This window comes from Microbacterium murale (genome assembly GCF_014635185.1).
Classification (GTDB): Bacteria; Actinomycetota; Actinomycetes; order Actinomycetales; family Microbacteriaceae; genus Microbacterium; species Microbacterium murale.
The window spans coordinates 1-14,104 of sequence record NZ_BMCM01000007.1; the positions used below are offsets into that span (position 1 = coordinate 1).

Sequence of the window (14,104 nt, forward strand, 5' to 3'; positions counted from 1 at the left end):
GAACGCGGTTCAGATGCGTGGTGACGTCGCCGGCTGCGTAGTTCACTCCGACCGCGGGTCGCTGGCCGTATTCAACCGGTCGTCGCAACGATTGTTTGTTGGGTCGATCGTAGTAGCTCTTCGAAGGCCTCGGCGGGGGTGCGCCAGTCGAGGATCTCTCTCGGGCGGTTGTTGATCGCGTCCGCGACAGCGGTGATCTCCGCCGCGCTCCACCGGGAGAGATCTGTGCCCTTGGGGAAGTACTGGCGTAGGAGTCCGTTGAGATGCTCGTTGCTGCCGCGCTGCCAGGGGCTTTTCGGATCGGCGAAATAGACCGGCAGCCCGATCTCAGTCGTCAGCAATCGGTGTGCAGAGAGCTCTTTGCCGCGATCCCAGGTCAGCGAACGACGTAATGCCGCCGGCAGTGTGGAGAACGTCGCAGTGAGGGCGTTCTTCGTCGTGATCGCTCCATACCCCGCCAGCGCGGGGCCATTTTTCCGTGGTGGAATGATCCCGTATCCAGCCTGACGTGGAAGATGAACGAGCATCGCGAATCGAGTGGTCCGATCCACGAGCGTGGCGATCGCGGAGCGCTTCAACCCGATGATGAGGTCTCCTTCCCAATGCCCGGCGGTCTTGCGATCCGTTGCCTCCTTCGGACGCTTCGATAGCACCGTGTCCTCGGTGACGTGAGCCCACGCCTGCTGCCTGGTCCGTGCCCTTGGCATGCGCTTGGTTCGTCCTCGACGTAGATGCCAGGATCGGTGCCGCTCCAGTCCTCCGCGCGCTTCGACGTAGAGGGCCTGATAGATCGCTTCGTGCGAGATCCGCATCGAAGGATCGCCGGGGAAATCGATCGGTAGCCGCTTGGCGATCTGCCGTGGACTCCACGCCGTCACCCACTCCCGATCCCCGCGATGCGGTTTGTTCTTCCCATCCCAGGCAGGCCCGACCGGCCCGATCCGTGTGCCGTCCGCAGCGAAGAGGCTGCCGCTGAGCTTGTCCTGGACGTAAGTGCGCAGCGCATCGTGGGCGACGAGCTTCGCGTTCTTCGGCCTGCGTGCACGACGCTCCGCATGCCACTGCGCCGTCGACGCCTTGTACTCGAGCCGATACGTACGCGTGGACGCATTGCGCCGCAACTCCCGCGAGATCGTCGATGGCGCACGCCCCAAGCGTCCGGCGATCTCACGCACGCCAGCTCCTTGCGCACGCCACAGCGCGATGTTCTCACGTTCTGACGGCGACAGATATCGACCAGACACGGTGGGAGGCAATTGTGGATTCACTCCACCAGCGTCGCGGAACCACCGGTGCGCGACCGGTTCCGAAACACCCGCAGCCGCCCCCGCCTCGCGTGTCTTCTTCCCCGCAGCGATCGCCACCCAAAACTGCACCCGATCCTGCCGCCACGCGACGCTCGGCCGACCAGGAGACACGATCTGCCCTCGATATGCCCGGACCTGCTTCTGCTTGTCCCACACGCTCATCCGATACCCCGATTCGCCGGTGTTGCGACGACCGGTTGAATACGGCCAATACACGGCGCTGCGCTACACCGAGCGGCTCGCTGAGGTCGGCGCGATCGCATCGATCGGGACCGTCGGCGACAGCTACGACAATGCCCTCGCCGAGAGCGTCGTCGGGCTCTACAAGACCGAGTGCGTGAAGATCGATGGCCCGTTCCGAAGCGCCGACGACCTCGAACTCGCGACGCTGTCCTGGGTGCACTGGTTCAACGAGAACCGGCTGCACTCCTCGATCGGCTACCTCACACCCATCGAGAAAGAGAACGACTACTACCGTGAGATCAACCCCCAACGCCAGCCGGCGCTGGGAGAACTCGCCCTCCACTAAACCCGGGGCGATTCATAGGTCTCATCCTCTCGGGATTTCAGACCCTCCACGAGACCCGGGGCGATTCACCACCGACCCCACACCGGAATCGACGGCCAAACACCATCAGAACGTGTTAACAACCTCACGGGACTACCGCTAGGCGAGCTCGTCCCGGGATGGCGGGTTAGCGCCACGTCTCGATACCGTGACGGCTGCTGCTCTGGCGGCCCAGTCCAGGATTGATGCGAGACTGCCCTTCGTCATAGCGCGGAGATCGGGGCGGGCTGAGCCATTCGACAATCCTGCGGCGATTAGCCCGTCGATGAAGGCGCCCATGAAGGTGTCGCCCGCTCCGACGGTGTCGACGATGTCGACCGGGTGGCCCGGTACATCGATTTCGCCCGCGTCGGCGACCGCGAAGGCACCGTCTGCTCCTTCCGTCACGATGACCACTGCGGGTCCCGATGCCTGCCAAGCGTGAGCGGTCTCGTGGGGATCGCGACGCGGGTAGAGCCAGTGCAGGTCTTCGTCGCTGGCCTTCACCACGTCCGCCCGAACGACGAGTGCCTCGACTCGCTGCCGTGCATTTGCCCGGTCAGAGATGAGTGCTGGGCGGATGTTCGGATCGTATGTGATGAGGGCAGTGTCGCGCTGATCGTCGAGGATGCGGAGCATGTCGGACGCCCCTGGTTCTAGCAGGCCGGCGATCGAGCCAATATGGATGAGACCAGCCGGCTCGATGGCCGCGTCGGCGAGCGACCACTCGATGTCGAAGACGTATGTCGCGGCTCCTGCCGCGTTCAGCTCGGCTGTCGCCGTCGCCGTGCGCAAAACATCGACGTACGCGGTCGCCACGTCGGACTTCGCAAGCCAATCGCGTAACTGTCGCCCGCGGTCATCCGTCCCGAGTGCGGTGAGAAGGTGCGGCGATCGCCCGAGCCGACCGAGGGTGATGGCCACGTTCGCGGGGCTGCCTCCTGGGATCTCCTCGACGGTCCCGTCGGCGCAACGGACGACGTCGATGAGTGCCTCGCCGATCACGAGGATCCGGGACGCCATCAGGCGCTCCACGCGGTGATCGAAGCAGGGGTGAGGAAGCGCAGGGTGCTTCCATCGCCCACAATGTGCTCGGTAAGTCGTGTGTTGAACGCTTTTCCGGCATTCGCACCGAGATGGGCATCGAATGCGGCGCGATCGCGGTAGACCTCGAAGACGAAGAAGTCCGCTGGCGTCTCTGAACTCCGGTACACGTCGAAGACGATGTTTCCCGGCTCCGTGCGTACGATCTCGGCGTACTCGCCGATCAGCCGTGACACGTGCTCCTCTAAGCCGGGGCGGGCGGTGAATTCAGCATGCAGGACGACGGAGTCCTCTCCGGTCATTGTCTGGTCCTCTCGCGGTGGCGTTCGGAGGCGAGCCGGCCGCCCGCCCGCCGCCCAGGGCAGGGTGTTGCGAGCGGCCGACCTCTGGCCTTATGGGATGGTCGTGATCACCACGTCGCCGACGTCGATGCCGCCGTCAACGACGTCGATCGTCAACTGCGAACCGGCCGGCGTGTTGAACCGCGTGTTGAGTGCGACATCGTCGATGTATAGCGTGGCGATGTCGCCGTCGAAAACCAGAGCAACGGTGTGCTCGGCCCCGTCGTCGATCGCCAGCGGACGGTCCAGATCACGATTGTCGAACTGGCCCCAGGGCCAGTTCGGGAACCGGTCGAACTCGAGACGACCCTCGGTGGGACGTAGCGCGAACTGATATCCGGCCTGCGCGACCGGGTCCTCGCCGAAGCGGATGTTCACCACGCGCGTGCCGGGGTCGACACGGAGCGTCGTGGAGACGAGCGCAGTCTGCGGAACTTGCGCGGCGAGAACCCGCTCCGTGACCCCGTCACGACGCTCGAGGCGGAAGGCGGGAACAGCGTCGACGATGCGCGACGCCAGGTGCGCCGCCACGCTGTCGGGGACCTTCGTGCCCAGGGTTCCGTCAGTACGCACGACAATCTCGTGGATCACGAGGGTGCCGCCCCACTGCCAGCCCTTGGTGTCATCATCGTCCCAGCGCGTCGGTACCCAGCCGACCAGGTACCGATGCGTGCCGTCGGACACCGAGCGTGCAGCGTAGTAGGCGCGAGCGTCGAACGCATCGTCGGGTGTGGCCTCCCATGGTCCTTGAAGGGAACGAGACCGGCGATAGACCGTCTTGGACTTGTCGGAGTACTCCGTGACGAGGTGGTACCACCAGTCGCCTTCTTGGAACAGGTCGGGCATCTCGTGCATGGTGTACAGCCCGGGCGCCCAGAAGTCCCCTTGGAACTCCCAGTTCTCCAGATCCTTCGAGGTGAATGCCACGGTGCTGCCGGTCGCCTGCGTCTTCGGCCCCGCCTTGCGGGCTCCCAGGATCATCAGGTACTCCCCGCGCTCGTTATCCCAGATGACCCACGGGTCACGCCAATCGTCTGCATCGTAACCTGGCTGCGGGGCGACAATCGCTTTGTCGGTCTTCGTCCAGTGAACGAGATCGTCGCTCTCAGCGATCATGAGCACCTGCGACGGCTTGCCCGCCGCCTCGAAATGATCACGGTTGTAGCCGGTGTACATGGCGACGAATTTGTCGTTCGCGCGGATCACGGATCCGGCAAAGATGAACTGGTCCTGATCGTGGTCTCCGCCGCGGATGATGACGTCCCCAAGGTCTTCGTAAGTGACGAAGTCAGTGGTGCGGGCGAGGGCCCAGCCGAACGGCTCACAGTTGGGGAGCGGGCCAGGGTTGCGCAGGTCGCGCTGGTGGAAGAGGTAGAAGGCGCCGTCATGATGGATCGGCATGCAGTCGCCGAACCAGGTGTCGGGATGCTGGTAGTAGACCTCGGGCATAGATTCTCCTTTATGGGGTTGAGGACGAGTCATCAGATCTTGGCGCCGCCGAGGCTGGAGGCGAAGACCCGTTGGAAGAGCAGGAACACGATCACGGTGGGGAGCGAGACGAAGAGTGCGCCGGCGAGCACTACGGGCGGACCAACGGTGCCGTAGTTGGACTGCAAACCCGCGAGCGCCGCCATGACGGGGCGGATCTCCTCCGAGTAGCTAAGCGTGATGCCGAACAGCAGCTCGTTCCAGACCCAGACGAACTGGAAAATGAACGCCGCCGCGAGCGCGGACTTCGATAGCGGCAGGAAAAACCGCGTGAACACGGTCCACCAGCCGGCCCCGTCGAGTTGCGCCGCCTCGTTGATCTCGGGGGGGATCGACAGCATGTGGTTGCGCATGATGAAGAACGAGAAAGGCACGCAGGTCGCGATGTAGATGAGGAACAAGCCCCATCGCGTGTCATAGAGCCCGGTCTCGGCATACCCGGTGAACAGCGGGCGCAGGAACGCCTGTGCGGGGAACAGCGCACCAGAGTAAATCAGCCAGAACCAGAACGTGCGCCATCCTCCCTGAATCGCGGAGACGGCGAACCCTGCCAAAGCCGCTACGAGGACCGCTAGCGCGCCCGCTACGACGGCGTACAAAAGCGAATTCATTAGGGATGGGCCGAGATTGGCGGCCCGCCAGGCGATTGCAATGTTCTCGAAGAGGGCAAAGTCTTGGGGGAACCAGGCGACCTCGCCGGTGTAGCCCTCGTTGGAGTTGAAGGCGTTCACGATGATCAGGTAGGTCGGAACGAACCAGAGCACGGCGATGATGATGATCAGTGCCGAGCGCAGTGCCGTGCCCGCGTGGAATGTGGTCTTCATGGATGGCCTCAATCGTTCTTGAGCTGTTTGCGCAGGTAGGTGACCGAGACGGCGACGACGACGATGGTGAGGACGACGGCAATCGCGGCACCTGAACCGGGACGCTGGAGCACGAAGCTCTGCCAATACATCGACACGGCGAGAGTTTCGGTTGCTCGGCCGGGGCCGCCGTTGGTCAGCACCCAGATCAGGTCGAAGGACTTCAGTCCGTTGGCCAGGCTGATCCCCATCACGACGGCCGTTGTGCCGCGCAGTTGCGGGAGGATGATCTGGAAGAAGCGCCTCACGCCATCGACGCCGTCAAGGGATGCGGCCTCGATTGTCTCTCTCGGGATGCCCTGGAGGCCGACGAGGTACAAGATGACGGCCACACCCGATGCCTGCCAGGAGTTGGCGAGGATCAGCATGATCGTGTTGCCCGGCCATTCGAGCAGCCACGGGTGGGCCAATCCTCCGAGCCCGACGCCACGCAGGAAGGAGTTCAACGCGCCCGAGTCCTGGAGCACGAAGTTCCACACCACGGCGACTGCTGTTCCTGACAGCGCGTACGGAAGCACAATCGCGAGTCGGGCCCACTTCCCCCAGTTGACGGTGTTCGTCAGTGCGGCGATCACCAGCCCCAGACCCACCGGGATGATCACCGTTCCAATCAGCCACATCAGTGTGTTGACGAGGGACTTGACGATCACCGGATCCGAGATCAGACGCGCGTACGAGGCAAGCCAGTTGAACTGAGGATCGATGATGGCATCGTCGAAAAGGCTGCGCCACACGGTCGCGAAGAAGGGCAACAGGCTCAAAGCGCCGACCAGCGCGACTGCAGGCAACAAGAACATCAGCCGCGGCCGGCCACGGGTGATCCTGTTGCGGCGGCGAAGTGAAGCAGCATTTTCACCGACCGGTCGTGCACCTCCAGTGAGAGGTGAACCGGTCACGATTGTTCGGGTCTCGCTCCGGTGACTCATCGCGTCGCCTCCGTCCAATACGACCACTCAGACATCGCCTTCTGGTTCAGCGACGCAAGCACGGCTTCAGGGTTGTTGGGGTTGGCCATGAATCCGCCGAGGTCCTGCGTGACGCCGACGACAAGAGGTGGCGGTGACGCTTCCCAATATCGGTTCACGACTTGGACGTCGTCGCGGCGGATCTCGGTCTGCAGACGCTGGCTGACCTTGTCCGTCCACGGCACGGTCGGGTTCGCAGAGGAGCCCGACAGGAAGTCCGACCATGGCTGTTGTACCTGCGGGTCGAGCCAGGAGCACATCGCCTTCGTAACGTCCGCCACGTTGAGGGAACGCTCGGGGACGACCAAACCAGCGACCTCCGTTACGACGGACTGCGCGTCGCCGTTGACCATCGGAAGCAGGAAGGCGTCGTAGTCTTCTCCTGACTGCATGCCAAGCGCCTGGAGAGACTGCGAGCTCCAACTCACCGGGGTTGGCCACATCCCGACCTTCTCGCTCTGCAACATCGCAGGGAAGTTGTCGCTCAGCGAGTCGGCGGACGTGTGGTAGCCCTTGTCGATCATCTTCTGCCACAGATCCATCAGCCCTTCGGCTTCGTCATCCTCGAAGGACGCCCTGTTGTCGCACAACCGAACGAACCATTCAGGGTCGTACGCGGTAGCGAGCATGCTGAACCAGTTCGCAACGGGCCAGATGTTCACCTGAGTGGTTCCGATTGGCGTGATGTCTGCCGCCTTCAGCGACTCACACACGTCGATAAATTCGTTCCATGTCTTCGGAGCCTTCAGCCCGAGCCGGTCGAAGACAGCGACGTTGTAGAACATCACGTAGAACCCTTGAATCAACGGCAGTCCGTAGACTCCATCGCCGTAGCTGAACGCAGACCGCAGCGAGTCGTCGAGCCATCCCTTCGCCACTGAGCCTTCCCACGCGTTGGTGAGATCAGCGAGACCGCCGGTGCGCGCGAGGTCTTGCATGCGATACCCGCTGCCCCATTTCACAAGGTCAGGCGGGTTCTTCGTCTGCAACAACGAGCGGACCACCTGTTCGTACGCGGTCGCGTTCGGAATGGTCTGAGGGTCAATCGACCATCCGGTCTTCTTCAAGAGTTCGGCGCCGGCTGCCTTGTAGCCCGGCCCCCACGAGGCTGCGTCATTGAAGAACTGGATTGCACCGCCCCGGCCGGGCGAGACTGACTCGACGCCGGTGCAGCCGGCGAGCATAGCCCCGATGCCCGCTAAGCCTGCGCCGATCAAGAATTCACGTCGCTGCATTGCGATGTCCCTTTCTATGACGACGTTGTCAGAACGTTCCGCCGATAGAGCGTGGTCGTCCGTCGCTTTCTCTCAAACCATAGATCCGCATTGGAGCTAGATTCCACGTAGATTTAAACGCTGCACGTCTCTAAGACGCCTTGTGAGTGCCAAGAGCCGCGAGATTTCGCATCTGACAACGATGACAGAAATGTATCGAGTAGACTGGTGTTTCGGGCGGCACGAGCGATACGGGAGATCTGGATGAGCGCAAACCGCGCCAAGATGGAGGACGTCGCTCGTCACGCAGGGGTGAGTACTAAGACCGTGTCGCGCGTGTTAAATCAGGAGGCGTACGTCTCGGTCAACACTCGGGAACGCGTGCAAGCCGCGATGCGGCAGCTGTCCTACCGACCGAACCCAGCAGCACAGGGACTGCGCCGTTCCTCATCTGGTTCAATCGCGTTCGTCTGCGAAGACATCTCCGAGCCGTTCGCCGCTCAGTTGGCTCTTAGCGTCGAGCGTGCTGTCGGGGACCGGTACGTCGTGATCGTCGCGTCGACTCTGGGCGATGCCGCGCATGAACGCGAGACACTCGAATCTCTCGCAGCGGGCCATGTTGACGGGATCGTGCTCAGCCCTACCCCGACCCCGAAGAGTTACTTCGCCCGCCTCTTGCGAAGCACGCCGATCGTATGCATTGACCGGCCTGTGCGGGGACACGAGGCCGATGTCGTGCTCTCGGACAACGCCGGCGGCATGGATGCCGCCGTACGTCACTTGATCGCCGCCGGACATCGCCACATCGCGTATCTGGGTGATGACGAAGAAGTCTTCACGCAGCGCGAACGTCTTGACGGGTACCGTACGGCGCTACTGGAGGCCAACATAGACCCCGAACCGTCTCTTATCTATCAGCATACTCCCGACGCCCGACGCGTCAGGCAGCACCTCGCCTGGCTACGTCATTTGCGCACGCCCCCGACCGCGCACGTCTCGGGGAATTCGCTCACGACTCTCGCCATGCTCCATGCCGGATTCAATGCCGCATCGAACTCCTTCGTCGCCTTCGATGATTTCCCGCTCGCCGACGTCATAGGCGGCGGTATCAACGTCGTCGCTCAAAACGCCGAAGCACTCGGGGCCGAAGCCGTTCACACCGTGTTGAGACGTATCGAGAACGATGCTGCCCCTGTGAAGACCACCCGAATCGGGACGCGGCTTCTGATCAGAGCGCCGTTTCAGGAATCATCCGAGACCCCGCACGGCACGCTCGTCGACTCGAAGGAAGACGGAGTTGACGAGGCGCTCGCCGGCGAAGCCCTTGGTGCGGCTGGAGCCTCGTTGGATCGTCGACGTATCGGCGGCGATCGTGGCCGGGGAACGGCTGATCCCGCAGGCCGAGGATCCGGTCGCCAAAGTACGCTTTAGTCGCTCCTCAACTGGTCAGCACGCGCCGCCACCATCACCGCGCCACTCTCGGGAGTAAACCTGGTTCTCCGCGATGAACTCGTCCAGACCATTGACACTGAGCGGGGCACTCGATGCGAGACGGGTGAGGCATCGGAAAGCCGGAGTCCGCTGTTTTCGAGAGTCTCACCTGCAGTCCGTTGAAATCAAAGTATTGACATCTCGAAGCAAGACGATACATTAAGTAAACGATTACGTAATCGATTACGTGTCAGACTCGATCTCATCAATCCAACGGAGGCTTGAAATGAAGCGACCGATTTTCGGCATCGTTGCCGTAGTCATCACTGGTCTAGCAATGTCCGGATGCACTGGAAATGTCGGACTGACTGCGTCTGACGACAAGACGATCAACTACTGGGGATACGAAGGTGGAATCTCGACCGAGACCGCAAAGGAGGTCATCTCGGACTTCGAAGGCGCGCATCCTGGATACACCGTGAACGCCGTCGTCATGGACACCGCCGACTTTGACGTCAAGCTTCCAAGCACCCTGGGCAAGACTTCGGGACCTGACCTCGTCTACGCGGGGACGGAGCCCAATCATCTGGGTCGCTACGTCAACGTCGGTCAGGTCTCCGCCCTCGACGACGTCTGGGAAGTGAACGGCTGGGACGATCTCGTTCCATCGACGCAAGAACGGCTCACGTATGACGGAACACCGTACGCCGTCGGGAACGAGCTCGAGACCGTCGGCTTGATGTATAACCAAGTTGTTCTCGATCAACTTGGCATTGCAGTGCCCACGACCCTGGACGAACTTAAGACGGCGATGAACAAGGTGCTCGAGGCCGACGCCGGCACGCCCATGGTCCTGGCCTGTGGCGGCCCCTGCTACGCGGGGCTGCACATGATGCACGCGCTCGGCTACGCGACGATTCCATCCGATCAGATCGTCGCCACGACATCGGACGGCACCGGCGCCTACACCGACAACGGTTGGCTTGAGATGCTCGAGACGTTCGAGGCCTGGAACGAGGCCGGGTACTTCACCGCGAATGCAAGCGGGATTCCGGACGAGAACCACACAGCGGACTTCTGCGCCGGTAACACGGCATTCATGGTGAAGGGGCCGTGGATGTTCGATGCGATGGCCGAGTGCGAGAAGGCGAATCCGGATGCGTTTAAGTTCGGGTTCACCGAGTTCCCAGTCGCGGACGACTTGCCATTCCAGGCGTATGTAGGCACGGGGAAGGCTTGGTTCATGTCGTCGACTCTCGATGAAAACGACGAGAAACGTCAGGCTGTGCTGGATCTTGTCGAGGCTTTCACTGATCGGTCGATCTTCGCGTCGTGGATCGAAACCGATCAGAGGTTCCCTGCCATGCCGTTCGAGCCATCCGACTACGCGATGACCGAGCCGCAGCAAGAGGCGATGCAGATCATCCAGAAAGCCGGCGACAATGGCGGTGCCGTCGATATCGGATTCAATAACAGCGCGGCAGAAACCCAAGTCTGGGTCGCAGGGCTGCAGGGGATCCTCGAGGGTACGGCCACGCCGCAAGAGGTGATCGTCAATCTTCAGGCCCAGCTCGAGAAGGACCAGGCGGCATGGGCTGAAGCGAAGTGAGCGCGCGTCCAGGGCGGTTGACGCCCTACCTGTTCATCCTGCCGGCAGCGGCGATATACGGGGTCTTTCTGATCGTCCCCCTCGTTCAGACCGCGGTGATGAGCTTCTGGAAGTGGGACGGGTTGTCTCCGGTCTACGAATGGATCGGTTTCGACAACTACGTGCGGATGTTCAGTGACGGGACGGTCTGGTCGGCGGCGGGGAACAACCTGAAATGGGTGGTACTGGCAGTCTTCCCGATCGTGATCGGGCTCGCGCTCGCGCTCATCCTGCAGCAGGCCAGACCGCGCGGACGCACGGCATACCGCGCGATTTACTTCTTGCCGTACGTGCTGCCAACAGTCGTCGTGGCGCTTGCCTGGGGGTGGATCTACCACCCCTCTTTCGGAACGTTGAACTCCGGGCTGGAGGCGATCGGTCTCGGCGCGCTCGCTCAGAACTGGACGGGCGACTCGAATCTCGCACTCTTCGCGCTGGCGACGGCCGCGAACTGGACTGGTTTCGGCTTCTGCATGACACTTTTCCTCTCGGGTCTCAATGCCGTGGACCCAGCATTGTATGACGCGGCGAAAGTCGATGGCACGTCCGCGTGGCAGCGCTTTCGATACGTGACGCTTCCGGCGATCGCAAATACTACGAACATCGTTGTGCTCGTCGTGTTCATCAATACCGTGCGCGTATTCGACATTGTGTTCGTCATGACTGGAGGGGGCCCAGCCGGAGCCACCGAGGTGCTCGGGACGAAGATCTACCGCGGAACCTTTCAGGATCTCGACATCGGGTACGGCTCCGCGATCGCCATGTTCATGGTGCTCCTCATCCTGGTCACCACCGTCGTCTACCTGCGTTCGAGGGAGCGTGATAACGCATGAGCCGCAACAAGGCCGCACGCCGCACCGGACGCGTCGGCATCCAAGTAGTCCTCGTTTTCATGGCGTTCGTGTCGTTAGCGCCCATCGCTGTCATCCTGTCGATCGCGCTGAAGAGCAACACCGAGCTCGCGACGAACCCGCTTGGGTTTCCTCACGACTGGCTCTTCAGCAACTTCCTCGACGCCTGGAGCGAGGCCGGCATCGGGCGCTACATCCTGAACAGCATCATCGTGTCTGTCCCCACGCTGCTCATCGTCGTTCTCGCCTCCAGTCTCGCCGGGTATGCTTTCGCGCTCATCCGGTTCCGCGGTCGAGAGGTCATCTTCACCCTGTTCCTGGTGGGTCTGATGTTGCCAGCAGTCAGCATCGTTACGGCGCTCTCGTTCATAGAGCAGAGTCTTGGGCTCTATAACACTCTGCCCGGTCTCGTGCTCGCAGAATCGGCGATGTGCCTCCCGCTCGCGGTCTTCATCATGCGCGCCGCGTTCAAGGATCTACCGGGTGAGCTGCGCGAAGCCGTGTTCATTGACGGGGGCACCGAGATCACCGCATTCTTCCGTGTGATGTTACCGTTGGCGCGCCCGGCCGTCTCCGCAACCATCGTGCTTACGTTTCTGACGGTGTGGAACGACTATCTCATCCCGCTAGTGCTCATCAACACTGAGTCGCTTCGAACCGTCCCGCTCGGCCTTGCGTTTCTCAAGACTGCGTTCACCTCCGACACCGTGCTCGTGGCCGCGTCCACAGTACTCGCGGCGATTCCGAGCATCCTCATCTACGTCCTCCTCCAACGTCAATTCATTCAGGGCATCGCCCAAGGCTCGATCAAATAACTCTCTACCGACCAATACTCGAAAGGCACCTTCATGCTGTTTTCATCCACCACGAACTCCACTCTCTGGGATGTCTGGCTCTACTACGAGAATGAAACCCACTACCTGTTCTATCTCGCGAACTCTCGTCCCGACCGCCCGTGGGACGGCATCGGACTCGCAACCTCGTCAGATGGCGTGCACTTCGACGATCATGGAATGATCATCACCAAAGCATCCGACGCCGAGTATCTCGGGGCCGGGCACACGTGGAAGGTCGGTGACAAGTACGTCTTCAACTTCTCCGAAAGCCGGAACGGAACACTTGAGATCTTCTTCGCCGAATCGGAAGACCTCATCCACTGGAACCGCATTCCAGCTGAGCAGTCCGTCTCACGATCGAACAGTGAATGGTATGCCGACACAACCGAGATCTCACAGCAGCGCTGGGACAACATCTGGGCGAACACCGACGCAAGCGGCGACGGGTACTTCGGATACGTCACCGCCGTCGCGAAGGACGGCCCGGTGGGGCTTCGTGGCACCTGCGCATCAGTGACATCAAAAGATGGCATCGTGTTCACCACGGGCGCACCGGTCATCGAGCCCGGGTCCTGGCCCGATCGACTGGAGATCGGCGGGGTCACCAAGGTCGGCGACCAGTACTACATGTTCGCCGCGCTCGCCGAGGTACCGCTGGGGTTGGATTGGGCGAAGCATCATTCTCAGGCGGTCGGGGGCGTCTACGTGATGCGCTCGGACACTCAGGAGGGCCCGTTCGAGCTGGACACGAGGCAGCCGCCGGTGCTCGTGTCGTCGTTGGGACACCACACCTATTTCGCACGCTTCTATCCCTGCGGTGACGAGTTGCTCGTCGCTCATCACTCGCTGGAGTCGCGCGGATTCATCGCAACAGTGATGCCGAAGATGGGCACCTGGATGGCCCCTCTTAAGAAAGCGGAAATTGATGAAGGGATCCTCTCCCTTCATTGGTGGGCAGGTAACGAAGCGATGCTTGGTCGAGACCTGCCAAGAGTGACGGACTTAGTCGAGGCGAGATTGGCACAGTCACTCACGCCGAATGCAGACGGCTCCTTTACCTTTGAGGCCCCCCTCTACTCGCACGCTATGCTGCCGTTCCGGTATGACTTCGAGAAGGGAGTGTGCATAGAAGCCACACTTCGAGGGTCCGCCTATGACAACCGCGCCTTTGCCGCGGGTGTGCTGCTCGAGGGCGACGAGTCGTGGAACGGAACGGCGATCGTGCTCGACAGTACTGGGAAGTTCGAGATGGGGCACACGAACGGCTACTCCTTCTGGGACGAGGAAGGACTCAACACCGCACCACTGCGTGCCGAAGGTAGCAGGTTCCGCGTACTTGTCCGCGGCACTTTCGTTGAGGTTTATATTGACGATGCACTCATCCAGTGCTTTGCGCTCGACAAGATTCCGCACGGGCGGCTGGGCTTCGTCGCCGCAGCAGGCACAGTGACGGTGTCGGACGTTCGTGTGCGCGAGTTGAGTATGTAGTCCAGAGACGCGACAAATGGGAACAGTAGGCTTCACTTGAGCGCGGTCGAATCGCGCGTAACCGGGAGAAACGCAATGGTA

12 protein-coding genes and 1 pseudogene are annotated in these 14,104 nt (G+C 61.8%); 6 read left to right on the forward strand and 7 right to left on the reverse strand.

The genetic code is table 11. The features are described 5' to 3' along the window. Positions 1 to 71: 71 nt before the first annotated feature. Positions 72 to 1,469 (reverse strand): IS30 family transposase, encoded by a 1,398-nt coding sequence (locus IEV67_RS17315; protein ID WP_188437980.1) that lies wholly within the window; start codon positions 1,467 to 1,469, stop codon positions 72 to 74. Between the two features lie 46 nt (positions 1,470 to 1,515). Between IEV67_RS17315 and IEV67_RS17320 the strand changes: the two are divergent. Then, positions 1,516 to 1,836 (forward strand): annotated as a pseudogene (locus IEV67_RS17320) (integrase core domain-containing protein); the annotation flags it as partial. A gap of 138 nt (positions 1,837 to 1,974) precedes the next feature. On the opposite strand, the gene IEV67_RS17325 reads toward IEV67_RS17320, so the two are convergent. The 6 genes from IEV67_RS17325 to IEV67_RS17350 all read right to left on the reverse strand — a co-directional run bounded on the left by IEV67_RS17325 (position 1,975) and on the right by IEV67_RS17350 (position 7,772). Then, positions 1,975 to 2,877 carry a carbohydrate kinase family protein gene (locus IEV67_RS17325; protein ID WP_188437982.1) on the reverse strand — a complete coding sequence of 301 codons (903 nt, stop codon included), beginning with the start codon at positions 2,875 to 2,877 and terminating at the stop codon, positions 1,975 to 1,977. After that, entirely contained in the window at positions 2,877 to 3,200 is a 324-nt protein-coding gene (locus IEV67_RS17330) for a putative quinol monooxygenase (protein ID WP_188437983.1), read from the reverse strand. The genes IEV67_RS17325 and IEV67_RS17330 overlap by 1 nt, the downstream gene beginning before the upstream one ends. Positions 3,201 to 3,290: 90 nt before the next feature. Next, positions 3,291 to 4,688, reverse strand: a complete 1,398-nt coding sequence (locus IEV67_RS17335) for a family 43 glycosylhydrolase (RefSeq protein WP_188437984.1) — start codon at positions 4,686 to 4,688, stop codon at positions 3,291 to 3,293. 32 nt (positions 4,689 to 4,720) lie between these two features. Next, positions 4,721 to 5,491, reverse strand: a complete 771-nt coding sequence (locus IEV67_RS17340) for a carbohydrate ABC transporter permease (RefSeq protein WP_229703308.1) — start codon at positions 5,489 to 5,491, stop codon at positions 4,721 to 4,723. Positions 5,492 to 5,559: 68 nt separating this feature from the next. Further along, the gene (locus tag IEV67_RS17345) at positions 5,560 to 6,381 is read right to left on the reverse strand and encodes a carbohydrate ABC transporter permease (protein WP_229703310.1); all 822 of its coding nucleotides are present in this window, start codon (positions 6,379 to 6,381) and stop codon (positions 5,560 to 5,562) included. A 131-nt stretch (positions 6,382 to 6,512) separates the two neighbouring features. Continuing rightward, entirely contained in the window at positions 6,513 to 7,772 is a 1,260-nt protein-coding gene (locus tag IEV67_RS17350; RefSeq protein ID WP_188437987.1) for an ABC transporter substrate-binding protein, read from the reverse strand. Between the two features lie 261 nt (positions 7,773 to 8,033). Here IEV67_RS17350 and IEV67_RS17355 point away from each other — a divergent pair, with 261 nt between their 5' ends. From IEV67_RS17355 to IEV67_RS17375, 5 genes are all read left to right on the forward strand, one after another. Next, complete coding sequence (locus IEV67_RS17355; protein WP_188437988.1) at positions 8,034 to 9,200, forward strand: LacI family DNA-binding transcriptional regulator; 1,167 nt, start codon at positions 8,034 to 8,036, stop codon at positions 9,198 to 9,200. A 286-nt stretch (positions 9,201 to 9,486) separates the two neighbouring features. Continuing rightward, positions 9,487 to 10,809 carry an ABC transporter substrate-binding protein gene (locus IEV67_RS17360; RefSeq protein ID WP_188437989.1) on the forward strand — a complete coding sequence of 441 codons (1,323 nt, stop codon included), beginning with the start codon at positions 9,487 to 9,489 and terminating at the stop codon, positions 10,807 to 10,809. After that, on the forward strand, positions 10,806 to 11,681 hold the full coding sequence (locus IEV67_RS17365; RefSeq protein WP_188437990.1) for a carbohydrate ABC transporter permease: 876 nt from the start codon (positions 10,806 to 10,808) through the stop codon (positions 11,679 to 11,681). The genes IEV67_RS17360 and IEV67_RS17365 overlap by 4 nt, the downstream gene beginning before the upstream one ends. A 59-nt stretch (positions 11,682 to 11,740) precedes the next feature. After that, positions 11,741 to 12,514: a carbohydrate ABC transporter permease gene (locus tag IEV67_RS17370; protein WP_188437991.1), complete on the forward strand. Its 774-nt coding sequence runs from the start codon at positions 11,741 to 11,743 to the stop codon at positions 12,512 to 12,514. Between the two features lie 33 nt (positions 12,515 to 12,547). Further along, entirely contained in the window at positions 12,548 to 14,023 is a 1,476-nt protein-coding gene (locus IEV67_RS17375; protein WP_188437992.1) for a glycoside hydrolase family protein, read from the forward strand. Positions 14,024 to 14,104 lie beyond the last annotated feature (81 nt).